The organism is Paenibacillus sp. JNUCC 35, from assembly GCF_058269095.1.
Genome location: NZ_CM177771.1, coordinates 1,619,199 through 1,644,252, shown reverse-complemented (window position 1 = coordinate 1,644,252; position 25,054 = coordinate 1,619,199). Strand labels below are relative to the sequence as shown.

Sequence of the window (25,054 nt, the reverse complement as noted above, 5' to 3'; positions counted from 1 at the left end):
TGACATCCCCGGACGAAAAAAAGCCACGGAAAATTCCGGAGGACAGGCGCAAATACAGCAATTCCGGGCATAAAAAAAACCGCTGCCGCAGGAAGTGCCCCTTCCCCGGAAACGGTTTTCTGAGAGTTTAATGAGTCGTTTTGGCAAAAAACGGTCCAACCGATAAAAAGTCGGCACCGGTCATGAAATGAAACGAACCGTACGTGACGGCCTATTCGTAAACTTTAACCCCGTCGACAGTCACTATGCTGCGGAATTCCTGCAAAAGTTTCGTCGTAATCGGGCCGGCTTTGCCTTCCCCGATAATACGGCCGTCCACTTCGCGAACCGCGATAACTTCGGCGGCTGTGCCCGTAAAGAACACTTCATCGGCCACATACACGTCATGAAGGGTAAACGGCTCTTCCTTCAAGGTATAGCCCTTGCGCTCGCAAATCTCGATGATCGCCGCGCGCGTGATGCCTTCCAGCGCACCGATGTAGCAAGGCGGTGTGAATACGACGCCTCTTTTGACGATAAAAATGTTATCCGAAGAACCTTCGGCTACATATCCCTGCGAATTCAGCATGATCGCTTCGCCTACGCCGGCCAGGTTGGACTGGATTTTGACGAGAATGTTATTCAAGTAGTTGAGCGATTTTATTTTCGGATTGACCGCGTCGGGAATGTTGCGGCGGCTTGAGACCGATACGGTTTTGAGACCGTTGATGTAAGCTTCTTCCGGATAAATCGACAGCTGCTCGACGATAATGATGACGCTGGCTTTCGGGGAACGGCGCGGATCGAGTCCGAGGTCGCCGGGACCGCGGGAAACGACGAGACGGATGTACCCGTCACGAAGCTCGTTGCGGCGGATCGTCTCCACCAGCGCGTCCTGCATTTCTTGATGGCTCAATGGAATGTTGAGCATAATCGATTTGGCCGAATCGTAAAGGCGGTCGAGATGCTCCTTGCATTTAAATATGTTGCCGCCGTAAATGCGGATGCCTTCAAAAATTCCATCCCCGTACAAAAAACCGTGATCGTAGACGGATACTTTGGCTTCTTCCTTGGTAACGAAGCTTCCATCCAGGTAAATCCACTGCTGTGCCATAATTCGTTCTTACACCTCCGGGGTTTGGGTTTCGTACTGGTACGTCGGGTAGCAGCCCATAATCCGCACCTGGCAGCCAATCGCTTCGATTTCTTCAAATGCGGCGCGGACGAGAACCGATTCCAGTGAGCCTTCTACATCGATATAAAAATAGTACTTGCCGAGCTTGCGTTTCGTCGGCCTGGATTCCAGCCTCGACAAGTTGATCCGGCGCCAGGCGAAGGCCGACAGCACCTGGTGCAGCGCTCCCGGATAATCCTCGGGCGGTGTGACCAGAATGGTCGTCTTTGTATGGCCGGAGACCGGCAAGTCAAGCTTTTCACGCCCGATCAAAATAAAACGGGTCGAATTGTCGGGGTTATCCTGTATTTTCGACGCGAGAAGCTCCATTCCGTACATGCCGGCGGCGTTTGTCGTCCCGATCGCCACCACGTTCGGATCTCCCAGCTCGCTGACAAGGCGGACGCTCTCCCCGTTGGAACCCGTCTGCTCGATCTCGGCCTGCGGCATGTATGTACGCAGAAACTTGCGGCATTGGGCAAGCGCGACCGAATGGGACAGCACTTTGGTAATGCTCGACCAAGAGACGGGCGGGGAGCTTGCCAATTCCCCGTTCTCCAGTCTCGCCAAGCCGTTCTTGTCATCGGCCGCCCGATGGGCACTGCCAGGCAGACCGATCAGGTTCATATCTATAGGATAAACCCATTCCACCTGCATCGGCAAATCCACCTCGTGGACGAGCCAATCAATATGCAGGGTAACGGAACCCTCAATCGTATTCTCGATCGGAATGACGCTGTAATCCGTTTCTCCCGAAGCGGTCGCCAGGAATACATCGGAGATAAGCTTGAACGGCACATATTCGTACCGGTCCCTCCCGAGGAAATGGTGCACGCTCTCTTCCGAGAAGGTGCCCGGTCCCAGCATCGCAATCCGTTGCTTCTTCGCCATCGCTATTCCGCTCCTCCCGCAAATTCCTCGAAGGACGGTTCCCCGCCCGCCAGCTTCCAGACGCGGACGCCTTCGCGGGATGGCTTCAGCCATCTCGTTTCCGCCTCGATTCCTTCGGCGCGGAACGTTTCCCGGAGGAACGCTTCCAGTTCCTCCTGCCTTCCCTCACTCTTATCGGCGAATGCGATAAGAGTAGGTCCCGCGCCGCTGAGCGCAGCTCCCAGCGCGCCGTGATCGGCCGCTTCCCGGAGAATCTTCTCCATCCCGGGAACGAGAGCCGCGCGATACGGCTGATGCAGCGCATCCTTCATCGCGTGCCGGATCATGCCCAGCTCGCCGGAGGCAAGTGCCGCGACGAGCAGAGACGAGTGGCCGATGTTGAAGACGGCGTCTTTCATCGGCACCTGATCCGGCAGCACGCGGCGCGCATGCTCCGTGGAGAGCTGGAACGCCGGCACGGCGACCAGCGCCTCCAGGCGCTCGTGCGGCTCGATGCGCACGTGCTTCGCCTCATGGCCGTCCCAGTAGGCCGCGATAATGCCGCCGAACAGCGAGGCGCCGACGTTGTCGGGGTGCTTTTCCATACCGGAGGCGATCTGGAAAAGCTCGTCCGGCGGAAGGTCCGCTCCGCTCAGCGCATTTGCCGCGGCAAGCGCTCCGACGATGGCGGAGGCGCTGCTGCCCAGGCCGCGCGTGAGCGGAATGTCGCTGTCCATGCGGATACTCAGCTCCGGCATGGGCAGACCCGCGTGGTCGTACAAGGTGCGGGCCACTTTATAGATCAGGTTCGTCTTGTCCGTCGGAATTCCCTGCATGTTGCTTCCGAAAAGTTCGATCTGTGTCCGGTCCGCTTCACTCATCTCAATCCGGGCGTACAAATCAAGGGCCATGCCGAGCGCATCGAAGCCCGGTCCCAGATTGGCGGTGCTGGCCGGAACGCGGACGCGTACCGCAGCGGGAGCCATTAGCTGCCCACCTGCTCCAACTGCCGGATCGCGTCCATCACGGCCGCTTCCGAATCTTCCACGACGAGCGGCTCGGCTTTTACGCTCTGAATGGCGTTGTGCGGATCTTTAAGGCCGTTGCCGGTCAGCACGCACACGACGGATTGTCCTTGCCGGAAGTGTCCTTCCCGCTTCAGCTTGATGACGCCAGCAAGGGATGCCGCCGATGCCGGCTCGGCAAAGATGCCTTCCTGCGAAGCAAGCTTGCGGTAAGCCGCCAAAATTTCGTCATCCGTGACATAGTTGATCTGCCCGCCGGATTCGCTGGCCGCGTTTACGGCTCCGTCCCAGCTGGCCGGGTTTCCGATCCGGATGGCGGTCGCCACGGTTTCCGGATTGAGGATCGGCTCTCCCTTGACGATCGCCATGGCGCCTTCCGCTTCAAATCCGATCATTTTAGGAAGGGAAGAAGATTTGCCTGCCGCCTGATACTCCTTAAAGCCTTTCCAGTACGCCGTGATGTTGCCCGCATTGCCGACCGGAATCGCCAGATAATCCGGCGCTTTTCCGAGCTGATCGCACACCTCGAAAGCGGCGGTCTTCTGGCCTTCAATCCGGTAGGGATTGACGGAATTGACGAGCGTAATCGGCTGCTTCGCCGTAATTTCGCGGACGATCTCCAGCGCCCGGTCGAAATTCCCTTCTATGGCGATCACTTTCGCCCCGTAAATGATGGCCTGCGCCAGCTTACCGAGCGCGATGTTGTTGTTCGGAATAAGCACGATGCAGTTCAGCCCGCCGCGAGCGGCGTAGGCGGCAGCGGCCGCCGACGTATTGCCGGTGGAAGCGCACATGATCGTGGAGCTGCCCTCCTCCATCGCTTTGGCCACGGCCATCACCATGCCGCGGTCTTTGAACGAACCCGTCGGGTTCAGCCCTTCATATTTAACGTAAAGGTCGAGCCCCAGTTCCTCGGACAATTTTTCCGCGCGGATAAGCGGAGTGTTTCCCTCGTGCAGGGTAAGCAGCGGGGTTTTTTCCGTAACCGGGAGGTAAGATTTATATTGATGCAGCAAGCCCATATATCTCATTTTCTTCTGCAGCCTCTTTTCTTTAAATATAAAATTTAGCCTTCGACGCGGTAAACGCTCTGGATCGTCTGGATGACATCCAGGCTTTCGAATTCGGCCAGAACTTTATTCATGCCGGCCTGGCTGGCGTCGTGGGTAATGATAATGATTTCCGCTTTCGGATTGTGCTCGTTCGGATGCTGGAACACGGACTCCAGACTGACTTCGTGCTTGGCGAAAATTTGCGTGATTTGCGCAAGAACGCCCGCTTTGTCCTCCACGTGGAGAAGCACGAAATATTTCGAAGAAATTTGCTCGTCCGTTTTCAGTTTCTTCTCCAAGTAAGGCGCCGTGCTGTGCTGGCCGTTTACACCCAGGTTCAGGTTGCGTACGACAGCCACGAGATCCGCCACGACGGAAGTCGCGGTCGGCATTTCACCGGCACCCGGCCCATAGAACATCGTCTCGCCTACGGCTTCGCCGTACACGTACACGGCATTGAACACTCCGTTGACTGAAGCGAGCGGATGCGACGTTTTGACCATCGTCGGCTCGACCGATACGGAAATATGCTCGTCATGCTTTTCCGCAATGCCGAGAAGCTTCACTTCGTAGCCGAGCTTTTTGCCGTACTGGATGTCTTCTTTGCTGACCTTGGAGATCCCTTTGACCTTCACGTCGGTCAGCGCCACTTCCGAATGGAAGCCCAGCGTAGAGAGAATGGTCATTTTACGGGCGGCGTCCAGCCCTTCCACGTCGGAAGTCGGATCGGCCTCGGCATAGCCCAGTATCTGCGCTTCTTTGAGCACGTCCGCATAGGCGGCGCCTTCCTGGCTCATTTTGGTCAGGATATAGTTCGTCGTTCCGTTAACAATCCCCATGATTTTCGTAATCCGGTCCGAAGAGAAGCCCTCCACCAGCGTACGAATAATCGGGATTCCCCCGGCCACGCTTGCTTCATAGAATACATCGCAGCCTTTTTCGGCGGCTTTGGCAAGAATCTCGGGACCGTGCATGGCCATCAGATCCTTGTTCGCGGTCACGATGTGCTTTCCTTGCTCCAGCGCTTCCAGAATGTACGCTTTCGTGTCCTGAACGCCGCCCATCACTTCGACGACAACGTCGATTTCAGGGTTGCGGATAATATCCCAAGGCTGGTCGGTAAGTTTGTCCCGGTCGACGGTAACGGAGCGCAGTTTGCTCAAATCCTGCACCAGCACCTTCTCCACTACGATAGTGGAGCCCGTCTGCTTCTCGAGATCTTCCCGGTGGCCTTCCACAATCCGGACGACACCCGTTCCGACGGTTCCGAGTCCCAGCAAGCCGATTTTAATAGGTTTTTTCATAGTCACAATTCCTCCCGTATACGTGCTGTTCTTTTTCTGTTTTCTAGCTTTACGTTAAATCGAGCTTCCCTGTCCGATCACGGCGGCTTTTTTGACCCCGTCCTGCGATTCCAGCAATTGAACCAGTTCTTTCGCTTTATCGCCCATTAGGGACGTTTCCACGGAAATGACCACGTTCGCCATTCCCTGCAGCGGAATGCTCTGATTGATCGTCAGCACATTCCCTTCCTGTCCGGCAATAAGCGCCAGCACCCGGGACAAAATGCCCGAGCGGTGCTCCAAATTCATGGAGATGGTGACAATGCGCTCTTTGTCCAGCTTGTTCAGGGGAAATACGCCGTCTTTGTACTTATAAAATGCGCTCCGGCTCAATCCTACCTGCTCAACCGCCTCGTGGATCGTTTTTACTTCTCCCCGGGCCAGCAGTTCTTTGGCCTGCACCGTTTTCAGAATGCCTTCGGGCAAAATCTGCTCGTTTACGAGATAAAAGCCGGACTCGCTCCAACCGGCGGCCTGTTTAGGTTCCATCACAGAAAGTCCGTCCTTTCCAGAAAGACGTTTGTTCTTATATAGAGGACATTATACTTCAACTCTACAAATTTCGGCAATAGGAAAATGGCATCCTTCCTTTTCGCCCTGCTTTCACCGGTTTCAAAATGAGAAACTTCCCCGCCGCAGCTTCGATCCGACCGGGCACGCAGGCGCTGATTTTGCAAGATGATCTGCGTTAGTTCTTCGTTATAGCCGGAAAAATTTCAGGCCTCCTCTTATTATCGGTTTTTCTGTCATCCGTTTGAAAAAAGAAAGCGCCGCTCAGATACGGAACGCGTCAAAATGCTTTCCGGGCGGGGGTTTGCTTGTCCTTCTCCCCCTATGGTAAGCTGAAAATCAGCAAGGAGGCGACACGTTTTGATCACGTTGCGATTAATATCCGCGGCTCTTTTGTTCAACGCCCAAGGCGATCTGCTTATGATGAAACGATCCATGAAAAGGACGCTCTCGCCCGGTATGTGGGCGGCCGTAGGCGGCCATCTGGAAACCTTTGAAATGGCCCGCCCCCGGGCAGCATGCCTGCGTGAAATCGAGGAAGAAACCGGAATACGCGAGGACGAAATTTCGGGACTCCGTTTGCAGTACATTCTAATAAGGTTAAAAGATCAAGATATCCGGCAGCAGTTTATTTATGTCGGACACACGGATGTATCTCCCCGAATCCGGACCTCCGAGGGCGATCTGCACTGGATTCCCCGCACCGAGATTCTGAACCGGGAGCTTCCGTTTATTTTCCGCTATGCGCTTGAACATTATTTGTCTTACGGAGACACTCCCCATACATGGATCGGAACGGCTGTTCCCGGCTCCTCCGGTATTCCCGAAGTGAGCTGGACCCCGCTCCAAGATCCCGAAAGAACCTGAGTCAGCAGACTCGGAAAGGACGAAGCCCCTTGAATCGGATACACGCGCTTCTGGACAAACAGAGAAACTTTTTCGCAACAGGTGCGACCAAACCGCTGAACTACCGCACGGAACAGCTGCGCCGGTTAAAAGCCATGATCCGGGATCATGAGGACGCGATTATGGAAGCGCTGAGGCTTGATCTCGGAAAATCCGACTTTGAAGCCTTCGCTACGGAAATCGGCATTCTGCTTGAAGAAATCAACCATGTGCTTAAACATCTCAAGCGCTGGAGCAAGCCGCGGCGGGTTAAAACGCCCCTTACGCATATCGGATCGCAGAGCCGCATTTATGCGGAGCCTTACGGCATTGCGCTTCTTATCTCGCCGTGGAACTATCCGTTCCAGCTGGCAATCTCGCCCCTGATCGGGGCCATGTCCGCAGGAAACTGCGCGGTCCTGAAGCCCTCCGAGCTTGCGCCGCATACTTCCGCCCTGCTCGCCCGGCTTCTCGGTCGGACCTTCGACGAAGCCTATGTGGCTGTTATCGAAGGCGGCGTCGAAACGAGCAATGCCTTGCTCGCGGAGAAGTTCGATACGATTTTTTTCACGGGAAGCGTCGGGGTCGGACGGATCGTCATGGAAGCGGCCGCCAAGCATCTGACTCCTGTCACGCTGGAACTGGGCGGCAAAAGCCCTTGCATCGTGCATGCCGACGCCAACATCAAGCACGCGGCCAAGCGCATCGCGTGGGGCAAAACGCTGAATGCGGGACAGACCTGCATCGCTCCGGATTACTTATACGTCCATGAGAGCGTGAAGGACGATTTGCTGAAGCAGATGAAGGAAGTGGTAGACGCCTTCTATGGCGATCCGCTTGCGGACGGCAGTCCGTACCCGAACATCATTAATGCCAGCCACTACAACCGGCTTAAGAGCCTGATGGAAGCCGGACAGCTGGTATACGGCGGAAGAACGGACGAGCGGTCTCTTAAGATCGAGCCCGCTTTTATCGGCGAAGTCGGCTGGGAGGACCCGGTTATGCAGGAGGAAATTTTCGGTCCGCTTCTTCCGGTCCTCACCTACCGCAATCTGGAGGACGTGATCCGGGAAGTAAACGCCCGACCGAAGCCGCTCGCCCTGTACGCTTTCTCCGAAAGCGAAGAAATCCAGCAGAGGATCATCCACTCGATTTCGTTCGGCGGAGGCTGCATCAACGATACGATCCTCCATATCGCCACGCCGTACCTCCCTTTCGGAGGCGTCGGGAACAGCGGGATGGGCGGGTATCACGGTAAAGCGAGCTTCGAGGCGTTCACTCACCGCAAAAGCGTGCTGAAGCAGACGAGCCGCTTCGACCTGCCTTTCCGCTATCCGAACGCCAAAAACGCTTTGAAAAGATTAAGAAGCGTTTATAAATAACCCGAACAAGCTGAACGATCTGAACGTTTGAATAAATAGCACAACGCCAAAAACCCCCATGCCTGCCGGCAAGGGGGTTTTCCATTAAGATTTTTCTACAAATTCGAATTCATAATCGTTCAGACGGATCGTCTGGCCGTCGACTGCGCCGCGTTCACGAAGCGCTTTATCGATACCCATATTCCGCAGAATTCGGGCAAAGCGAAGCACGCCTTCTTCCGTGGTAAAGTTGGTCCGTTTCATCAGTTTCTCGATGCTCGGGCTCTCTACAACGAATATATCGTTCTCGCGGCGAATAACGAAATCGTTGTCATATTCGTTCTTTTTCTCCATCCGATACACTTTGCGTTCTTCGACTTCCTGCACTTCTTCAAGAAGCGGAGCGTCGGGAATCGCGTCCAGCATATCGCCTACGCGGTACAAGAGGGGCTGAATGCCTTCCTTGGTGACGGCCGAGATGGCGAAGATTTGGGCGGATTTGCCGTCTTCCTCCAATTGTTTCCGGAATGCGGCCAAGTTTTCTTCGGCCTCCGGAATGTCCATCTTGTTGGCGACTACCACCTGAGGACGTTCTTCCAGCTTGGCGTTGTACAGCTTGATTTCCTCATTGATCTTCTTCCAGTCCTCATACGGGTCGCGGCCCTCTGTGCCTGCCATATCGACCACGTGCACGATGATGCGCGTCCGCTCCACATGGCGCAGAAACTCGTGGCCGAGCCCGACGCCTTGGCTGGCGCCTTCAATAAGACCCGGCAGATCGGCCATGACGAAGCTTCGGCCTTCGCCGAGATCGACGACGCCCAGGTTCGGCGTAATCGTCGTAAAGTGGTAGGCGCCGATCTTCGGAGTCGCCGCCGACACGACGGATAGCAGCGTCGACTTGCCCACGCTCGGGAATCCGACGAGGCCCACGTCGGCCATCACTTTAAGCTCGAGAACCACCCAGCGTTCCTGGCCTTCCTCGCCGTTCTCCGCGATTTCCGGAGCGGTATTCTTGGCCGTTGCGAAGCGCATATTGCCGCGTCCGCCGCGTCCGCCCTTCCCAACGACCACTTCCTGCTGATGACGCGTCAGGTCGGCAACAATCTCGCCGGTGTCGTCATCAATGACAAGCGTGCCGGGAGGAACGCGAACGACCATATCGTCCGCATTGGCTCCGTGCTGGCATTTGTTGCGGCCTTTCTCGCCGCGTTTGGCTTTGAAATGCTTCTGGTAACGGAAATCGACCAGCGTCCGGAGTCCTTCGTCTACGCGGAAGATCACATCGCCGCCATCGCCTCCGTCACCGCCGCCAGGGCCGCCTTCGGGTACATATTTCTCGCGGCGGAACGCGACAAGACCGTCGCCTCCATCGCCGCCTTTTACATAAATCTTCGCTTTATCTACAAACATGTGCATCACACCTCAACTGATGTCCGGTAAGGCAGCCGCAGGGCGAGGGCCGCCTCCTGTTCCTGATAGTCATTCTGTTCCACAACCGCAGCCAAGGCACGGCCTGTCCCCGATTCCAATGCGAGCGACAAAGCCTCTTCCAGAAGGCTCCGGTTATACGGTCCCTGATATACAAAATCGAGCAGCAGCGAATCCTCTTCGGGAACGAGCTGCATGCTGAGTATGCCGCCTTCTTCATTTTCTCCAGCAGACGCTTGTTTGAAACCTTCGATAAGCTCGGGAATCAACTTGCAGACGGCGTCGCCGTCCAGCGCCAGCTTACGGATGTTGACCTCCTGGTCAAGCTCGACCTCCAGCTTCATGTGCCTGCCTTCCGCTTTCGCGGTGAGCAGAAACACGATCAGACCCGGATCGCCCAGCTTGGCCATAAAGCTCTCATGCTGGAGCTTTCCCATCACACCGGCAACCACCCCGTGAAGATGATCGTATTTCTTCAATTGAATATATCCAAGAAGCACCTGGATATCGTTCATCCAATCGTGCCGAAGATGATTGATCGTCAGAAGCATCTCCTGCTGAGCAAGCTGCTGAATCCGCGCACGCTCTTCTTCCGCTTCCTTAAGCTTCATCCGGTGCCGGATGTACAGAACCGCTGCAAAACTTGCGGCGGTAACGGCCCCCGCAGCCAGACGAAGTCCTGCCGTCAAAGGCGCGGCAGCCAGCATTATCAAACCGAGCAGACCCAGCAAGGCTGCCGGTATCCACAACCTGTTCCCCATGTACGCATACGCTCCGTTTCCGACTTCCCATTAGCACATTATACCATTTCCGGTCCCAAAACGCATCCGTGCATAAATGGCTGAAGGTTCCGGTTGGATGCCTCTAAAAAGCAAGAAAGCCCCAGCAAACATTACGTCGCCAGGGCTGTACATGCATGAATTTTTAACTTATGCTTCTACAGTAGCCGCTACTGGAGCGGTTTCTACCGGGTAGACGCTAACTTTCTTGCGCTCACGACCCCAACGCTCGAACTTAACAACGCCTTCCACTTTAGCAAACAGTGTGTCATCGGAACCGATGCCCACATTGTTGCCCGGGTGAATTTTCGTTCCGCGCTGACGCACGAGAATGCTGCCTGCGGTAACGGTTTGACCGTCTGCACGCTTAACGCCAAGGCGTTTTGCAATGCTGTCACGACCGTTCTTTGTGGAACCTACACCCTTCTTGGATGCGAACAGCTGAAGATCCAATTTCAACATGGTGTCAACCTCCTTCATTATAGGCTGTATGAATTGCTATATAGTCACTGTAGGAACTTGCAATAGTATGAAGCATCACGATCATAGACTCGATGATCAGCTGAACCTGAGCCATCTGTGCCGGTTCCGAATCAAGAGGAAGGATAACGTCAAGCCAACCTTTCTCCATCTCTGTACCCGGTACAACCCCGGTTAGCGCTTCGATCGAATTGACCGTCCCGACCGTAATGGCCGATACCGCGGCGCAGACAAGGTCTTTGCCGGGAACGTCGAATTCCGCATGGCCTTCGACTTGGTACGCTTCTATCGTCGGGTCTTGTTCAGACCGTCTTGAAACCGTAACGTGGATCATCTGATGGCCTCTTAAGCTTCGATTTTCTCGATTACGACTTTCGTGTACGGTTGACGATGACCTTGCTTACGACGGTAGTTCTTTTTCGCCTTGTACTTGTAAACGATGATTTTGCGTCCTTTGCCTTGTTTCTCGACTTTGCCGGAAACTTTAGCACCTTCTACGACTGGAGCTCCTACTTGAAGACCGTTGTCGCCAGAAACAACCAGAACACGGTCAAAAGTGACCACATCGCCTGCGCCGGCTTCCAACTTCTCGATGTAAAGAACATCGCCTTGTTGTACTTTGTATTGCTTGCCGCCTGTTTCAATAATTGCGTACATTTCGTTGCACCTCCTCATGTCTCAGACTCGCCAATATCCAGGTGACGTTCAGCGGCAGAGCCTCTGCCCGTGCTTCACAAACCCGATCCGTGCGGTTACAGCGCATGCCTAAAGCAACGCACTCATAGTAGTATAGCAAAAGGGTTCATCCTTTGCAACGTTTTATTCAACAGCTCAGGACGGCGATGCTCTCTTGTTATCTCCCTGACTGATTATATCTCTGATCGGCAAAGTCTTGGAATGTTGCGTTCGATGCCGGAAGCTTGAGCCGTACGTAAAACAAACCGGACAGCGAAAGTTTCCCGCTGTCCGGTTTTTATCCGTGCCTGTGCCGCATGCCGTGCCGATTACCGGATCAATCCGGTTTAAGAGCTCCGGATAACGGCCGTTGTCATGCTAAAGACTTAACGTTAGATGGTGTTGCTTGCTTGTACAGAATACTTGTACAGAGTGCTTGTACATCGTGCAGCCTTCAGGCCCGGCAGCCGATATGTCGCGTACACGAGAGGATCAATGCTGCGGATTCCTATTTGCGTTTGCGCGTTATTTCCAGCAGGCCAAGCTTCGTCCAGCCGAGGAGTATCGTTTTGGAGCGGTCCTTCTTGACCGCCTCCGCCATGCACTCCAGCACGCGGTCGCGGTGCGCGGATTGCTCCATGTCGATGAAATCGACAATGATGATGCCGCGCAAATTGCGCAGCCGCAGCAGCCGCGGGATCTCGGCGGCCGCTTCCATGTTCGTGCGGAACACGGTCTGCTCCAGGGACGAAGTCCCTGTGAACCTTCCCGTGTTCACGTCAATGACCGTCAGCGCCTCCGTCGGGTCGATGACGAGATAGCCTCCGCTCGGCAGCCACACTTTGCGCCGCTGCGAGCGGGAAAGCTCTTCGGCGATGCCGAACCGCTCGAAGAGCGGGACATCGCCGCCGTCCAGGCGGACGCGCGCCGCAAGCTCCGGGCTGCGCTGCCGCAGCAGCCCCTGCAGCTCCGCGCGGACGGCTTCGTCGTCCACCCAGATCTCGAGCACGTCCTCCGTGATCACATCCCGCGCAAGGCGCGGGAGCAGCTCGAGATCCTGGTAGATGCACGCCGGCGCGGCGCCGGCCTCCGCCCTCTGCTCGATCACCGTCCACAGCTCGCGGAGATCGAGCAGGTCGCGGCGCAGTTCCTCATCGCTGCGCCCCTCGGAAACCGTGCGGAGGATGAGTCCTTCTTCTCCGCAGCGGAGGCTGTCCGCCACCTGCTTCAGGCGGACTTTCTCGTCTTCCGCTTCGATTTTGCGGGAGACGGCCGTGTACCCCGCCCCGGGCATGTACACCAGCCAGCGGCCCGGAATGGAATAATGGGTCGTGACACGCGCCCCTTTGGATCCTTCCGGTTCTTTGACGACCTGAACAAGCACACGCTGGCCCGGCTGAAGAAGTTCTCCGATAGGCGGTTTCGTCTTAGGCTGCTTCTGCATGTTGACAGGCAGCACGTCATCTATGTATAAAAAAGCGTTCTTATCCAATCCAATATCTACAAATGCGGCCTGCATGCCAGGCAGTACGTTTACGACACGGCCGATGTAGATGCTTCCGGCACGCTGCGTCTCGCTAGGATGCTGAGCCTCGTATTCCACGAGCTTGCGATCTTCGAGCAGAGCCGCCTGAAGCGAAGCCGCCTCGCAGCTTACGATCAGTTGTTTCATGGCGTTCACCCCATCATTATTGTACATGAAGGAGAGAAGTTTCGCACTTTACTGAATAAAAGCAGGAAAGTGAGCGAGACACCGAAACCCCGCACACCGGGGTGAACAGGTTAGGAAACTGCAGCCGATCCGTTTCCGCCCTTCAAGGCAGCAATTCGGAAACCGTGCACGAACGGTTTTGGTGCGTCAAATAAGTATCGACCACCTGCTGCTCCGGGAGGATCCCTTCGATCGTTCCCCGGCTGCCCATCACGTAGACGGGATGATATTTTTCACGCATAAAAAGCTTCACCACTTCTCCGACCTTCCGCTGCCTTGCGACCGCAATCGGCCTTGCTTGCGTTCCCTTCTGCATGAGGCGCTCCGCATTCACTTCGCGGTTCATCAAAAACCGGAGAAAATAAAAAGGCAGATGTCTGCGGCTCACCCAATTTTGATAGAGAAGAAACAAGCCGACGATAAGAACGTTCATGTGAATCTGTCCCGTCCCCGCTGGCCAAATGGCGATAACGGTCATCATCAATCCGAGTACGATAGACACCCAGACTGTGCACACCAGGGTGCGCTGGTAAGGCAAGCCCAGGCTGAGCAACCCCTGCAGCAGTTTTCCCCCGTCAAGCGGCAAAATCGGCAGCAGATTAAACAAGGCGATAACCGCGTTGATTTCGATAAAATAGGACCACCATTCCGGGTCCCCCGCTTCGAGAAAGCGGCAGAGGAAGCCGAGAGCGATCAGCCAGAGATGCTGGAGTGGTCCCGCCAGCGCGACGATCATTTCTTCCCGCAGAGGAACGGATGCCAGCTCGTCGACGACAAGTACGCCTCCGAACGGCAGCAGGCGAACCTCCCGCACCCTCCAGCCGAAAGCGGCCGCGGCTCCGAAATGGCCGAGCTCATGGAGAAAAACGATGCCAAACAACGTGGCCGATTCCAAAAAATGTCCGGTCGCCAGTGAAAGCAGCATCACCATTGTAAAAAGGGGATGAAAGCGGAAACGTACCTGCAGCCGGTTATTCAAACGGGATCACACTCGCCGGATCGACGTAACGGCTTTCCTTTTGGACGGCAAAATAGAGAAGCCCTTTGTCGCTCTTGCTGTCTCTGGACACTTGACCGATCGCTTCGCCCCCTTTGATCCAGTCGTTGACCTCGACGCGGGACTGCTCGATCTGCCCGTACTCGGACTGCAGGCCCCCCGGATGGCGGATGATGATCGTGTAGCCTGTCTCGTCTTTTGGACCCGCAAAGGTGACTTGTCCCGCATCAAGTGCGTACACGGGGGTATGGGGTTCGGCCGCCACGCTTACGAAAGGCTTGTCAGCCGTGTAGGTTTGGTGGATTTTTCCCTTTAGAGGTACAAAATAGGAGCGTTTCTGGGCATCCGCTTTTACAGCCGGATTTTCTTCATCCGAATGAAAAGCCGGAATAAAGGAAGGCGCCCCGGCAAACGTTTTCTGATACCAGGCCGACAACTGCTGAAAATCGAGCGGCTCACGCAGGGCCGTCGCGACAATCCCTTTCCCACGTTCAATCAAGGGATGCTGAAGCTGAAACATGCCCCAGATAAGACCGAACAGCATGGCACTTGCGACCAGCTGCCGCAGAAACCGGATACGGTAAGGAATACGAGGGTGGTATCCGCCCCCGTCCCCATCTTCCGGATCCATAGCGCCGGGTCTCCGGGCATAGTAAGCGCCGGGAAGCTGAAGCTCGCGCTGCATTTTTTGCTTCCATACATATTCGGGGTCGTTCCATCTGTCGTCAAACTCTTGACCCCGGCGGACTAAAGGCAGCATGTCAGGCGCCGGTTCCGCCTCCGAAGCCGGATTCCCGAAGGGCAAAAGTTCTCTTGACTGCCGGTGCCGAGGAGCTTTACCAGGGGGACTCTCCTGCAGCTTCCTGATTTTTTCCAGTCTGCGCTGGCGCACGTTATGCTTGTTCTCCATGACTTAACCTCCTGTGAGGCGGGGCTTGTTTACTACAGCATATGTGCGGCTTGTACGAAATATGAGCATACAAAAAACAGGCCTCATGGGCCTGTTTATTTATCGTCTTCTATGGCAATATCGTGGATTTTAACGCTCAGCACCATACCGATACTGAGCATGTTGATTAACAAGGAACTTCCGCCGTAACTGATAAACGGAAGCGTGATACCTGTCAGAGGCATCAAGCCTATCAACATGCCGATATTCTCAAATATCTGGAACACATACATGGCTACGACACCGACTACCAGATAAGAGCCGCTTCGGTTTTTGCTTTGAATCGCGATCAGAATCATCCTGTAGATGAGGAAAAAGTAAAGCATCAGGAGAACGGCAGCTCCCCGGAAGCCGAATTCCTCACCTACCACTACAAAAATCGAATCCGAATAAGCGTAAGGGATAAAGTTGGAGTGGATAGAGCTTCCGTTCAAGTAACCTTCACCCGTTAGCCCGCCCGAACCGATAGCGCGGAGCGAGTTTTCCATCTGGTAACGTTCATCCCGGCTTGCTTGTGAAGGGTCCAAAAATGTATTGATCCTTTGAAACCAGTGGTCTTTAAAATGAAAGTGTTCGACCAGATAACCGCTGATTTCTTTCGGATACATCGAATAAAAGTAGAAAAAAGCAAACAACCCTCCGCCCAACACAATGAAAGCAAATAGCGCGTGGGAATACTTGATATTCCCGATCCAGACCATACCAATCAAAATTCCGATAAGAATGATGGCGTTTCCTAAGTCAGGCTGGATAAAAACCAAACCGAAAGGAAGAAGCGTGATAAGCCCCATAGGAACTATATCTTGTAAAAGCCTGAGATCTTCTCCCCTTCGTTTATGAAGCCACGCCGCTAAAGCAATAATCAGAGCGACTTTAATTAACTCCGCGGGCTGAAACGAGAACCCGCCCGGCAGCTGAAACCAACCGCTTGCTCCGTTGATTTTCTGATCGAATTTCAAAACGACTACAAGGAGGATGACACTAATCGCATACGGATAAATAGCAAATCGGACAAGAAGCCGGTAATCCAGAAAACTGGCTCCCATCAAGGCGATCAAAGCAATCATATAGCTGATGATCATTTTGCTCCAGCTCACCGAAATCGTGGGATCATCAATATCCGCGCTGTAAACAAGCAGAGAACTAATGGCCATAAACACCATCAACAAAAAAATGATGGTCAAATCTAATTTTTTTAATTTGGCAAGCATATCGCACTCATCCTAATTTAAAAAACTTTTTCAATTTAGCCAGCATACCCGGCTTTTCGTCAAGCGGCATAAGCGGGACCGATTCACCCAGTATGCGTCGTGCGACATTGCGGTAAGCGATGGCTGCCCGTGAAGTCGGATTCATCACGGTCGGTTCTCCGGAATTCGCCGCCTTAATGACATGTTCGTCATCCGGCACGATTCCAAGAAGGTCGATGGCCAGTACGGAGCAGATCTCGTCGATATCGAGCATTTCGCCTTTTTTGACCATGTTCTGGCGAATACGGTTAATAATCAGTTTCGGAGCATGGATTTTCTCGTTCTCCAGCAGACCGATAATCCGATCCGCATCCCGGACGGCCGCATTCTCGGGGGTCGTAACGACAATCGCTTTGTCGGCTCCGGCCACCGCATTGCGGAAGCCCTGCTCGATTCCGGCAGGGCAGTCGATGATGACGAAATCGAAATCTTTTTTCAATTCCAGCACGATATCCTTGACGCTCTCCGGGGAAACGGCATGCTTGTCTTTGGTTTGTGCGGCCGGGAGCAGATACAGTTCTTCGAACCTCTTGTCCTTGATCAGCGCTTGAGGAAGCCTGCAGCGTCCCTCCACAACGTCAACCAGGTCATAAATGATCCGGTTCTCCAGCCCCATAACCACATCCAGGTTGCGCAGTCCGATGTCGGTATCGACCATACATACTTTCTTGCCCTGCAGAGCGAGTGCTGTCCCCACATTGGCCGACGTGGTCGTTTTGCCGACGCCGCCTTTTCCGGAAGTGATAACGATTGCCTCTCCCATGGTATTCACTCCTCAGCGTTACGATAATGGCGTGCTGCCGGCTTGCAAAAGGCCATCCGGCTATTAAGCAAGCACCATACGGTGCAGACCGTTCAATTTATCAATTTCCATACGCCCGTCTTTGATATAGGCGTATTCCATAAATGCCTCCTGGAATCCCCATTCATCCGGAGGCCGGCTGATTACGCCGGCAATGCGCAGTTGAGTGGGACGCATATGGGATGCCGCAACGATCGCAGCCTCGTCCCCGTCCACACCCGCATGTGCCATTCCCCGCAAGGAACCCATGATGTAGATGCTGCCGGTGCACAGTATAGTGCCTCCGGGATTGACATCCCCCATGTACAGCAGATTGCCTTCATGTTTAAGTGTCTGTCCCGACCGGACCATCCCTTTAAGCATGGTAATGGGAGCAGCCGTTCCGACAAGCGGCTCCGGTTCATCGGATTCAATGGACTGAATGAGCAGGTTGCCCTTCTGTCCGATGATGGCGCGGATTTCTTCCTTCTCCTCGTCACTGACGCTGCGCTTACCGAGTCTGACTTGAACACGCACGATAGGTCCGGTCAGAATGCGGTCGTGGGTGCTCTCCACCTTGTGCCGCAGTTCTTCCAGGACAGTCGCAAGCTCGCATGAATCGTCGAGAAGAAAGTTCAGGCCGTCTTTGACTCCTTTTATAATCACATGATGTTTACCTGCCGTCGTCATAAACGTTCCAACCTCCCACCCCATACAATTCGGCCTGCTGTCCGGGTTTTCCTGCCGGGTGAAAAAGAACGGTCAAAATTAATGTTCCGCTCTGGATCCTTGGCCTTGGAGGGCTTCCATAAGCTTGCGCATCGGAATGTATACCGCCAGGGCGAACAGCATGTTGAGCAGCACGCTCGGCAGCATAATATGGGTAAACGCAAACTGAAAATTCACCGTTACGATGTTAAATAAACGGTTGATTCCGAATTTGATAATCTCGAAAATAAGAACGCCGACTCCCATCGTCATCAAAGTCATGAAAATAAGGTTCGTCTGCCTGCGGGGAAGAAGCCCCGCTATGTAGCCGACCAATCCGAATCCGAAGGAGTAGACGCCGAGTATGTGTCCGAAATAGACGAAATCGTGAAGCAGCCCGAAACCGAGGCCATACAGCAGGGCAGAATGCCGGTTTAAATAAAGTCCGATATACAAAATAATGATCAGCATGAAATTGGAAGAAATCCGGACGCTTTGCTGCCAAGAATCCGGAATCAGCCAATGAATGAGCGATCCTTCCAATATGAGCAGCGAGAACAGAATGAGCCAGAGCGAGTTGCGTACCATGGCTATTTCACCTCGGGTATTTCGATGATAAAGACTTCCCGGATATGTCTGAAGTCAGCGAAAGGTTTGATCATCGCTTTCTGGGTAATCCCGAAATCCCCGGGCTCGCGGGAAACGACCGTACCTACCGGAATACCGCTCGGGAATACTTTGCCGATATCGGAGGTAATGACGGTGTCGCCGACCGCAAGCTTGTCGTTCTGATCGATTTTGTTCATCACGAGCAGGCCCTTTTCTTTGTCGTACGACTCAATGATCCCGTAAGAACCTTGGCCTTCGGCGGATTTGTACTCCTTGCCTTTGACGGTTGCGGAAATAGCGGGCGCCTTGTTGTTGGTATCGCTCAAATCCGTAAGAAGCTGCACATTGGAGGTGAATTCCGTTACGGTGAGCACCCGGCCGAGAAGACCGTCCACGTTAATAACGGCCATATTGGGCTTGATGCCGTCTTTCTCACCCAGATTTACGGTGATGGTCCCGTTATAAGGGTCGGGACTTGCCGCGATCACGTCGGCAATCCGGTATTTATAATTGGACACTTGTTTCTGGCGCTCCGTGAACCCCAGAGCTTCTTTATACCGTTTGTTCTCATCTTCAAGCGCGTTCAGCTGCTGGGTAGCGAGTGCGTAGTCGGTCAGTCTTTTTTTCAAGATCTGATTCTCGTCATAGATGGTTTTAAGCTTGCCGACGTCTTCAAAGAAGCCCGCCACGCCCGCTGCCGGTCTGTAAAATACGCTCTGCGTCCAGGCGATCGAATCTTTCAGAAATTTTTCCGGCCAGTAAAATTTCGTCCGTCCGCTAAGTGTAAGTCCCATCAGAATGAAAAAACAAATGAGACCCACAAGCAGAACCATCAGCCTCTTGTTCCCCATGAATTTCAACAATTCAACACCTTCTCACGTCGGCACAGTGTCAGACTAGCGTCTGTATTTGGCGCCGGATTTGGCACCTTTGAACAGATGGATGTGGTCCAGGGCGCGGCCGGTCCCGATGGCTACACAATCAAGCGGATTGTCCGCGACGATAACCGGCATCCCGGTTTCGCCTGCAAGCAGTTTATCGAGATTGCGCAGAAGGGCTCCCCCGCCCGTCAACACGATCCCGCGGTCCATAATGTCGGCGGCCAGCTCGGGAGGACATTTCTCCAGCGTCACTTTAACCGCATCGATAATGGCGTTCACGGTGTCGGTCAACGCTTCCGTAATTTCGTCGGAAGTGACGGAAATCGTCTTCGGAAGACCTGTCACGAGATCGCGGCCGCGGATTTCAAGAAACTCCGGCTGTTCCATCGGCAGGGCGGAGCCCACTTCCATTTTCAGCGTTTCGGCCGTGCGCTCGCCGATCATCAGGTTATAGGTACGTTTGATGTACTGGGTGATGGCTTCGTCCATCTCATCGCCCGCGATGCGGATGGAACGGCTCGTCACGATTCCCCCGAGGGAAATAACGGCCACTTCGGTCGTACCGCCGCCGATGTCCACAACCATGCTTCCCGTCGGTTCCCAGACCGGAAGATCCGCGCCGATTGCGGCCGCGAACGGCTCTTCGATCGTATAAGCGTCACGTGCGCCTGCCTGCTTGGTCGCGTCTTCCACGGCGCGCTTCTCGACCGCCGTAATGCCGGACGGTACGCATACCATGACATTCGGATGGCGCTGGAACATGAAACGATCCTTCTGTGCCTGACGTAAGAAATAACGGATCATCGTGGCGGTCGTTTCGAAATCCGCGATTACGCCGTCTTTCATGGGACGAATGGCGCGGATGTTGCCCGGCGTACGTCCAATCATTTTCTTCGCGTTATCGCCGACGGCCTCAATGGTTTTCGTATCCGTACGGATGGCGACTACCGACGGCTCCCTCACGATAATTCCTTTGCCCTTCAAATACACCAATGTATTGGCAGTACCCAAATCGATACCTAAATCCTTTGTAAAACCTCCGAACATAATAAAACGGCTCCTTCCCAAAATCCATCTTCTCTCTGATTAACTGCTTAAATGGCAGCAGAAAAATACCGACGGTTTATTGTTTCGTCATAGTTTTCGTAGTCATTGTCGAAATTAGGGGTCTTTCCACGAACATAATCTTTATTATATTACATATGACCATGCTCCTTCAAACTGACATAGCGGTCATCTCCGATGACAATATGATCGAGGACTTCGATCCCTATGATATCACCGGCTTCTGTCAGCCTGTGCGTAAGTTCAATGTCCTGTGGACTTGGCGTTGGATCCCCGCTGGGGTGGTTATGTACACAAACGATGGAGGCGCTGCTGCGCTGAATCGCGGCGCGGAAAACTTCGCGCGGATGCACAATGGAGGCGTTCAAACTTCCGATGGACAGCGTTTCGCGTCCGATGATGTGGTTTTTCGTATTGAGGAACAAACAAACAAAGTGTTCTTTCTGCAAATAGCGCAGTTCGTCCTTAAGCAGATCGAAAACATCAAACGGAGAGCGCACCGTCGTGATTTCTTCCGTGCGGGTCCGGGAAATCCGTCTTCCCAACTCGATTCCGGCCATAACCTGGAGCGCCTTGGCGTCGCCTATCCCCTTGATTCGGACAAGCTCTTCCCGGCTGGCTTCGACTAACCCCCGGAGTCCTCCCGTTTCGGAAAGAATCCGCTGTGCGAGCGCCAAAGCAGACTCGGAATATGTTCCCGTACGAACCAGGATAGCCAGCAGTTCGGCACTGCTGAGCGATGAAGCCCCGAGCTGCATCATTCTTTCGCGGGGTCTCTCTTCCGGCGGAATTTCACGCAAGGTGACAATTGATGATATCATATATTCCCCTCTTCCGGTATGTTCTTAGGCCAATTTCCAACATTTCCTTTAAAACCGGCGTCGAACGTCCGAAAAGCGCCGTCTGCCGGGCTTTTGCCGTCTTCATTCGGCCACTCTGCGGCCCGGTTCAACTGGAGCATCCCCAAACAATAAAAGCGGGGTGACCCGAACGGAAATGCCTGGGAAAATCGGCAGAGATCATTCGTTTATACCTATGCGGTCATCATATAAAACCGCACTAAACCATACAAAGGTCAGAGGGACTGTTAAATAGGACGATACAGGTCCCAAAAAAGTCTGCATACCTCGACAAAAAATACAAAAGATGACTCGCAGGTAAAAATTCTTAAGACGGGTTTCCGGTTCTGGAGATGGGCTTAGAAGGATTTTTCTAACAGCAGAATTAAAAAGCGGTGTACTAGGGAAGGCAGCAGTAAAGGAAAGAACGGAGCGGAAAACAAGATGCGTCAGCGGAGAAGGAAAATTAAAACGGAATGCGGGAGAGACAAGCGGCAAGCAGTAAACTCATGAAGAAGGAAAGGGAATGGGAGAGTAAAAAAGCAAGAGCGCAAGGGCCCGAAAGCGGAAAGAAATCGAGGTGCATGAAAGGGTAAAATCAAGCTTAGCCATTTAACCGACTCGGCGATTGAGGAAACGGCAAGGAAAGCGGCGGCGTCCAAGGCCCAAGAAGACAGGCGGACGGACCGGCAAAGCGTCTCCTGACGGGAGAAATCGCGCCTTGTGAAAGCTTAGTCCGCGCCGCCCCCGCAGCACCGGGTGTCTTTCCTCATGTATCGTTACAATAAAGAGGGCGCCTGCATGTCCTTGAACGCTTAGCAAAGGCAGGCGCCGCTTCAGGAAATCAGATTCTTCTCGGCATCGGCGGTTTTCTTCTCCGTCTTGTTCAAGGTACGGAGCATGCTGCCGATCGTCACGCCTTTCAAATATTGAATCATATTCTGTTCGGCTCCATCCAGCATGTTGTCCATCACATTCTGCATGTTCGCAGAAACAAGACATTCATTTCCCCGGTTTCCCGAACACCAGTTCGGTTTGAGGGTGCCGAGCGAAGTTAGCTGATAAATGTCGCCGAGCGTAATCTCATCCGGGTCGTGATTGAGAATAAATCCGCCACCGCATCCTTCCTTCGTGCGAACAAATCCGGCTTTGCGCAGACAGCCCATAATTTTGCGGATGCGCGCGGAATGGGTGCAAACGTTGGAAGCAATATCATCGCTCGAAGCCATGTGTTCCGGTAAATGGGCAAGAAGCACCAGACTGTGCACGGCAATCGTAAACTCGCTGTTCATGACATAGCCCTCCTTTCTCCTGATGTTCTCTCTATTGTAGCAGAATCGGCTCTTAATGAAAACGGTTCAGGGCCGGGGACATCTGCTTAGATGACGCGGATGCCGAAAGGCTCGAGCATCTCGCTCAGAAGAGACACCGGAAGACCGACGACATTGAAATAGTCGCCTTCTATTCCCTCGATCAATGTGGCTCCGATCCCTTGAATCGCGTATGCCCCCGCCTTATCCGAAGGCTCGCCCGTCCCGATATACCGGAGAATCCGCTGCTCGTCCATCGCTTTCATCGTGACTTTCGTCCGGCGGTGGCTCACCGAAACGTTCCTGCGGTCCGCGCTCAGGCAGGCGACTCCGCTGAATACCTCGTGAGTTTGGCCCTGCAAAGCGGACAGCATGCGGAGAGCGTCCCGCTCGTCCTTAGGCTTGCCGAGCACTTCCCCGCCTAGGACCACAATCGTGTCGGACCCGATGATGACGGTTCTGTCCGGGGCGTATGAACCCGGTAAAGAGGCCGATACCGCCTCCGCTTTGCGCACGGCAAGCGTCTCGACGATCTCCCGGGGACTCAGGCTCTCCTCCACGGTTTCATCCGCATCGCTGGCGATAATTTTAAAATCCAGCCCCATCCCTTTCAGCAGCTCCTGCCGTCTTGGCGAAGAAGATGCGAGAATCAGTTTAATGCCCTGCTCATAGGGCGCGCTTCCGGATTGGCTCATAGCAATATGCCTCCACTTTTCTCTTCAAAATTTACTTTCGTCTTCTCACGGACTACACCTTGCGGTACAGCCAGAAAGCGGCCGCGAGGCCTATAATGCTGCACAAATTCAGTTTAATCTGCAAAAGGATATCGTACTGGATGACCTGCAGGTCCGCTTTGGGCTGCCAGACGATATCCGTCGTTTTGGTCAGGAACGCCAATGCTTTGACCGGTGCAAGCAGTTGTCCAACAATGATGCCGACGACAAGACCGATCACTAAAAACAGAACGAGGGTGAAGCCGTTTTTCTTCATCCGTTATCCTCTCTCTTCCCTTGTTTCTCCCTTATTATACGGAGCGGCAGGTTTCGCATCAATCCGAAAAAACAACAAATTGTAACATATTTCCGGCTTACTAACCTGGAAAGTACCTGTACAATTGGAAACGGGAGGGGAAAACACGATGAAAAAAACTACAAAATTAGCAGGGCTGACCCTCGCGCTTCTGCTGGTCTTTCCTTACGAGGCGATGGCCTACAAGGTTGTCGTCGATCCCGGTCACGGCGGGAAAGATCCGGGAGCCATCGGTGTAAACGGTCTCAATGAAAAAACGGTCAACCTCGACGTTTCTCTGAAGCTCCGCGACGAGCTTAAGAAGAAGGGCGTCGAAGTCGTGATGACCCGGTCGGACGACCGTTATTTGTCCCTTGACGAGCGAGTTCAATTTACAAATGCCCAGAACGCGGACGTTTTCGTATCCGTGCATGCCAATTCAAATCCGAGCTCGACCGCAAACGGATCGCAAGTGCTGTATTACGACAGCCGCTATCCCCAGGACGATTATCCCGCCAGTCCGGAAATGGAAGCCCTTACACCTTCCAGCAAGCTGCTGGCTCAAAAGGTGTTAAGCTCCGTTCTGTCTCAAACCGGATTGAAGGATCAAGGCCTGGTGCCGAGCGCGGTTTATGTCGTCCGCAAAGGAAAAATCCCGAGCATCCTTGTCGAAACCGGCTTTTTGAGCAACAAAAAAGAAGCGGATTTACTGGCCGATCCGGCGTTCCGCACCAAAATGGCAAAAGCGATCGCCGACGGGGTCGTCTCTTACCAGCCGCCGGTTTTCCCGGATACTGCCGGGCACTGGGCACGCGAAGCCATCCTGCGCATCAAAGACAAAGGCTGGATGGAAGGCATCGGAAACAATTTCGAGCCTAACCGGGCGCTGACACGCGCGGAATTCGTAACCGTGATGGACCGCGTCTTCGGTTTCGACGGCCTGCTCGGGACGGGAAATTCCGCACCCGCACCCGCTTTCAGCGATTTGAAATCCACCCAGTGGTCCTATCCGGTGATGACAAAAGCCGTCCGCCTCGGACTTCTCGACGGCTACGCGGATCTTACCGTACGACCGAACCAAGCGATCACCCGCGGCGAGGTATCCGCCATTCTTCAGCGGCTTCGCGAAATGAAAGGCACACCGGCTCTAACGCCGCCGGCCGGGCAGGACGTTTTCTCCGATGTTCCGGCCTCCATGTGGTGCGCCGGAGCCGTCTATACGCTGACGAAGGCCGGTATCGTCGACGGGACAAGCCCGACGGAATTCAAACCGAACCGTTACATAACCCGGGCGGAAATTGCCGTCATGATGGACCGTTATTCCAAGCTTCAGCCCTAAAACCAACACGGCCTGCGAATTCGCAGGCCGTGTTTTTGCGTGA

27 protein-coding genes and 1 other annotated feature are annotated in these 25,054 nt (G+C 54.1%); of the genes, 3 read left to right on the top strand and 24 right to left on the bottom strand.

All coding sequences use genetic code 11. The features are described from left to right. Positions 1–211 precede the first annotated feature (211 nt). Genes ilvE through AC2TF6_RS07465 form a run of 6 tightly spaced genes read right to left on the bottom strand, consistent with a single transcriptional unit; the run spans position 212 to position 5,932 of the window. Positions 212–1,093, bottom strand: coding sequence for a branched-chain-amino-acid transaminase (gene ilvE, locus AC2TF6_RS07490; protein ID WP_491310524.1), 882 nt, complete (start codon positions 1,091–1,093; stop codon positions 212–214). A 9-nt stretch (positions 1,094–1,102) separates the two neighbouring features. After that, entirely contained in the window at positions 1,103–2,044 is a 942-nt protein-coding gene (locus AC2TF6_RS07485) for a prephenate dehydratase (protein WP_491310523.1), read from the bottom strand. 2 nt (positions 2,045–2,046) lie between these two features. Further along, the gene (gene thrB, locus AC2TF6_RS07480; RefSeq protein ID WP_491310522.1) at positions 2,047–3,009 is read right to left on the bottom strand and encodes a homoserine kinase; all 963 of its coding nucleotides are present in this window, start codon (positions 3,007–3,009) and stop codon (positions 2,047–2,049) included. After that, complete coding sequence (gene thrC / locus AC2TF6_RS07475) at positions 3,009–4,079, bottom strand: threonine synthase (protein WP_491310521.1); 1,071 nt, start codon at positions 4,077–4,079, stop codon at positions 3,009–3,011. The genes thrB and thrC overlap by 1 nt, the downstream gene beginning before the upstream one ends. Before the next feature lie 35 nt (positions 4,080–4,114). After that, positions 4,115–5,404 carry a homoserine dehydrogenase gene (locus AC2TF6_RS07470; protein WP_491310520.1) on the bottom strand — a complete coding sequence of 430 codons (1,290 nt, stop codon included), beginning with the start codon at positions 5,402–5,404 and terminating at the stop codon, positions 4,115–4,117. Positions 5,405–5,458: 54 nt separating this feature from the next. After that, positions 5,459–5,932 (bottom strand): ACT domain-containing protein, encoded by a 474-nt coding sequence (locus tag AC2TF6_RS07465; RefSeq protein WP_009675461.1) that lies wholly within the window; start codon positions 5,930–5,932, stop codon positions 5,459–5,461. A gap of 381 nt (positions 5,933–6,313) precedes the next feature. On the opposite strand from AC2TF6_RS07465, the gene AC2TF6_RS07460 reads away from it, so the two are divergent. After that, complete coding sequence (locus AC2TF6_RS07460; RefSeq protein ID WP_491310519.1) at positions 6,314–6,820, top strand: NUDIX domain-containing protein; 507 nt, start codon at positions 6,314–6,316, stop codon at positions 6,818–6,820. A 29-nt stretch (positions 6,821–6,849) separates the two neighbouring features. Continuing rightward, positions 6,850–8,220 (top strand): aldehyde dehydrogenase, encoded by a 1,371-nt coding sequence (locus tag AC2TF6_RS07455; protein ID WP_491310518.1) that lies wholly within the window; start codon positions 6,850–6,852, stop codon positions 8,218–8,220. A gap of 84 nt (positions 8,221–8,304) precedes the next feature. Here AC2TF6_RS07455 and obgE read toward each other — a convergent pair whose 3' ends face one another. From obgE to AC2TF6_RS07365, 18 genes are all read right to left on the bottom strand, one after another. Beyond that, positions 8,305–9,612 (bottom strand): GTPase ObgE, encoded by a 1,308-nt coding sequence (obgE, locus tag AC2TF6_RS07450; protein ID WP_491310517.1) that lies wholly within the window; start codon positions 9,610–9,612, stop codon positions 8,305–8,307. Between the two features lie 5 nt (positions 9,613–9,617). Then, complete coding sequence (locus AC2TF6_RS07445; RefSeq protein WP_491310516.1) at positions 9,618–10,391, bottom strand: Spo0B domain-containing protein; 774 nt, start codon at positions 10,389–10,391, stop codon at positions 9,618–9,620. Between the two features lie 168 nt (positions 10,392–10,559). Further along, positions 10,560–10,871: a 50S ribosomal protein L27 gene (gene rpmA / locus AC2TF6_RS07440; RefSeq protein ID WP_009675465.1), complete on the bottom strand. Its 312-nt coding sequence runs from the start codon at positions 10,869–10,871 to the stop codon at positions 10,560–10,562. A gap of 4 nt (positions 10,872–10,875) precedes the next feature. After that, positions 10,876–11,223, bottom strand: a complete 348-nt coding sequence (locus AC2TF6_RS07435; protein ID WP_009675459.1) for a ribosomal-processing cysteine protease Prp — start codon at positions 11,221–11,223, stop codon at positions 10,876–10,878. Between the two features lie 11 nt (positions 11,224–11,234). Continuing rightward, positions 11,235–11,546 carry a 50S ribosomal protein L21 gene (rplU, locus tag AC2TF6_RS07430; protein ID WP_009675460.1) on the bottom strand — a complete coding sequence of 104 codons (312 nt, stop codon included), beginning with the start codon at positions 11,544–11,546 and terminating at the stop codon, positions 11,235–11,237. Positions 11,547–11,559: 13 nt separating this feature from the next. Next, positions 11,560–11,653: a sequence feature (ribosomal protein L21 leader region), on the bottom strand. A 419-nt stretch (positions 11,654–12,072) separates the two neighbouring features. Further along, positions 12,073–13,236 (bottom strand): Rne/Rng family ribonuclease, encoded by a 1,164-nt coding sequence (locus AC2TF6_RS07425; protein WP_491310515.1) that lies wholly within the window; start codon positions 13,234–13,236, stop codon positions 12,073–12,075. Positions 13,237–13,378: 142 nt separating this feature from the next. Then, positions 13,379–14,254 (bottom strand): site-2 protease family protein, encoded by an 876-nt coding sequence (locus AC2TF6_RS07420; protein ID WP_491310514.1) that lies wholly within the window; start codon positions 14,252–14,254, stop codon positions 13,379–13,381. Then, positions 14,247–15,182, bottom strand: a complete 936-nt coding sequence (locus tag AC2TF6_RS07415; protein WP_491310513.1) for a peptidoglycan DD-metalloendopeptidase family protein — start codon at positions 15,180–15,182, stop codon at positions 14,247–14,249. Before AC2TF6_RS07415 ends, AC2TF6_RS07420 begins: the two co-directional genes overlap by 8 nt. Positions 15,183–15,277: 95 nt before the next feature. After that, on the bottom strand, positions 15,278–16,432 hold the full coding sequence (locus AC2TF6_RS07410) for an FtsW/RodA/SpoVE family cell cycle protein (RefSeq protein ID WP_491310512.1): 1,155 nt from the start codon (positions 16,430–16,432) through the stop codon (positions 15,278–15,280). A 7-nt stretch (positions 16,433–16,439) separates the two neighbouring features. Then, positions 16,440–17,234, bottom strand: coding sequence for a septum site-determining protein MinD (gene minD, locus AC2TF6_RS07405; RefSeq protein WP_009672982.1), 795 nt, complete (start codon positions 17,232–17,234; stop codon positions 16,440–16,442). A gap of 63 nt (positions 17,235–17,297) precedes the next feature. Further along, a complete protein-coding gene (locus tag AC2TF6_RS07400; RefSeq protein ID WP_009672973.1) occupies positions 17,298–17,942 on the bottom strand; it encodes a septum site-determining protein MinC in 645 nt (214 codons plus the stop codon). Positions 17,943–18,020: 78 nt separating this feature from the next. Beyond that, a complete protein-coding gene (mreD, locus tag AC2TF6_RS07395) occupies positions 18,021–18,548 on the bottom strand; it encodes a rod shape-determining protein MreD (RefSeq protein ID WP_491310511.1) in 528 nt (175 codons plus the stop codon). Positions 18,549–18,550: 2 nt separating this feature from the next. Then, positions 18,551–19,429, bottom strand: coding sequence for a rod shape-determining protein MreC (gene mreC, locus AC2TF6_RS07390; protein ID WP_009672970.1), 879 nt, complete (start codon positions 19,427–19,429; stop codon positions 18,551–18,553). Between the two features lie 36 nt (positions 19,430–19,465). Further along, positions 19,466–20,497, bottom strand: a complete 1,032-nt coding sequence (locus AC2TF6_RS07385; protein ID WP_009672964.1) for a rod shape-determining protein — start codon at positions 20,495–20,497, stop codon at positions 19,466–19,468. A 149-nt stretch (positions 20,498–20,646) separates the two neighbouring features. Next, entirely contained in the window at positions 20,647–21,336 is a 690-nt protein-coding gene (radC, locus tag AC2TF6_RS07380; RefSeq protein ID WP_009672984.1) for a RadC family protein, read from the bottom strand. Positions 21,337–22,190: 854 nt separating this feature from the next. Continuing rightward, positions 22,191–22,646, bottom strand: a complete 456-nt coding sequence (locus AC2TF6_RS07375; RefSeq protein ID WP_491310510.1) for an RrF2 family transcriptional regulator — start codon at positions 22,644–22,646, stop codon at positions 22,191–22,193. 86 nt (positions 22,647–22,732) lie between these two features. Continuing rightward, positions 22,733–23,359 (bottom strand): Maf family protein, encoded by a 627-nt coding sequence (locus AC2TF6_RS07370; RefSeq protein ID WP_491310509.1) that lies wholly within the window; start codon positions 23,357–23,359, stop codon positions 22,733–22,735. Positions 23,360–23,411: 52 nt separating this feature from the next. Then, positions 23,412–23,654: a DUF4321 domain-containing protein gene (locus AC2TF6_RS07365; RefSeq protein ID WP_009672966.1), complete on the bottom strand. Its 243-nt coding sequence runs from the start codon at positions 23,652–23,654 to the stop codon at positions 23,412–23,414. A gap of 148 nt (positions 23,655–23,802) precedes the next feature. Between AC2TF6_RS07365 and AC2TF6_RS07360 the strand changes: the two genes are divergently transcribed. Beyond that, positions 23,803–25,011, top strand: coding sequence for an N-acetylmuramoyl-L-alanine amidase (locus AC2TF6_RS07360; protein WP_491310508.1), 1,209 nt, complete (start codon positions 23,803–23,805; stop codon positions 25,009–25,011). The last annotated feature ends 43 nt before the right edge of the window (positions 25,012–25,054 follow it).

What these genes read in the sequence shown, in the direction of transcription:
- thrC (WP_491310521.1), bottom strand. Translation starts at nt 4,079, where the DNA reads ATGAGATATATGGGCTTGCTGCATCAATATAAATCTTACCTCCCGGTT.
- thrB (WP_491310522.1), bottom strand. Translation starts at nt 3,009, where the DNA reads ATGGCTCCCGCTGCGGTACGCGTCCGCGTTCCGGCCAGCACCGCCAAT.
- AC2TF6_RS07415 (WP_491310513.1), bottom strand. Translation starts at nt 15,182, where the DNA reads ATGGAGAACAAGCATAACGTGCGCCAGCGCAGACTGGAAAAAATCAGG.
- AC2TF6_RS07360 (WP_491310508.1), top strand. Translation starts at nt 23,803, where the DNA reads ATGAAAAAAACTACAAAATTAGCAGGGCTGACCCTCGCGCTTCTGCTG.
- rplU (WP_009675460.1), bottom strand. Translation starts at nt 11,546, where the DNA reads ATGTACGCAATTATTGAAACAGGCGGCAAGCAATACAAAGTACAACAA.
- radC (WP_009672984.1), bottom strand. Translation starts at nt 21,336, where the DNA reads ATGATATCATCAATTGTCACCTTGCGTGAAATTCCGCCGGAAGAGAGA.
- AC2TF6_RS07385 (WP_009672964.1), bottom strand. Translation starts at nt 20,497, where the DNA reads ATGTTCGGAGGTTTTACAAAGGATTTAGGTATCGATTTGGGTACTGCC.
- AC2TF6_RS07465 (WP_009675461.1), bottom strand. Translation starts at nt 5,932, where the DNA reads ATGGAACCTAAACAGGCCGCCGGTTGGAGCGAGTCCGGCTTTTATCTC.
- AC2TF6_RS07375 (WP_491310510.1), bottom strand. Translation starts at nt 22,646, where the DNA reads ATGAACAGCGAGTTTACGATTGCCGTGCACAGTCTGGTGCTTCTTGCC.
- AC2TF6_RS07425 (WP_491310515.1), bottom strand. Translation starts at nt 13,236, where the DNA reads ATGAAACAACTGATCGTAAGCTGCGAGGCGGCTTCGCTTCAGGCGGCT.
- AC2TF6_RS07485 (WP_491310523.1), bottom strand. Translation starts at nt 2,044, where the DNA reads ATGGCGAAGAAGCAACGGATTGCGATGCTGGGACCGGGCACCTTCTCG.
- ilvE (WP_491310524.1), bottom strand. Translation starts at nt 1,093, where the DNA reads ATGGCACAGCAGTGGATTTACCTGGATGGAAGCTTCGTTACCAAGGAA.
- rpmA (WP_009675465.1), bottom strand. Translation starts at nt 10,871, where the DNA reads ATGTTGAAATTGGATCTTCAGCTGTTCGCATCCAAGAAGGGTGTAGGT.
- AC2TF6_RS07370 (WP_491310509.1), bottom strand. Translation starts at nt 23,359, where the DNA reads ATGAGCCAATCCGGAAGCGCGCCCTATGAGCAGGGCATTAAACTGATT.
- AC2TF6_RS07400 (WP_009672973.1), bottom strand. Translation starts at nt 17,942, where the DNA reads ATGACGACGGCAGGTAAACATCATGTGATTATAAAAGGAGTCAAAGAC.
- AC2TF6_RS07435 (WP_009675459.1), bottom strand. Translation starts at nt 11,223, where the DNA reads ATGATCCACGTTACGGTTTCAAGACGGTCTGAACAAGACCCGACGATA.
- minD (WP_009672982.1), bottom strand. Translation starts at nt 17,234, where the DNA reads ATGGGAGAGGCAATCGTTATCACTTCCGGAAAAGGCGGCGTCGGCAAA.
- AC2TF6_RS07410 (WP_491310512.1), bottom strand. Translation starts at nt 16,432, where the DNA reads ATGCTTGCCAAATTAAAAAAATTAGATTTGACCATCATTTTTTTGTTG.
- AC2TF6_RS07365 (WP_009672966.1), bottom strand. Translation starts at nt 23,654, where the DNA reads ATGAAGAAAAACGGCTTCACCCTCGTTCTGTTTTTAGTGATCGGTCTT.
- obgE (WP_491310517.1), bottom strand. Translation starts at nt 9,612, where the DNA reads ATGTTTGTAGATAAAGCGAAGATTTATGTAAAAGGCGGCGATGGAGGC.
- mreD (WP_491310511.1), bottom strand. Translation starts at nt 18,548, where the DNA reads ATGGTACGCAACTCGCTCTGGCTCATTCTGTTCTCGCTGCTCATATTG.
- AC2TF6_RS07470 (WP_491310520.1), bottom strand. Translation starts at nt 5,404, where the DNA reads ATGAAAAAACCTATTAAAATCGGCTTGCTGGGACTCGGAACCGTCGGA.
- AC2TF6_RS07445 (WP_491310516.1), bottom strand. Translation starts at nt 10,391, where the DNA reads ATGGGGAACAGGTTGTGGATACCGGCAGCCTTGCTGGGTCTGCTCGGT.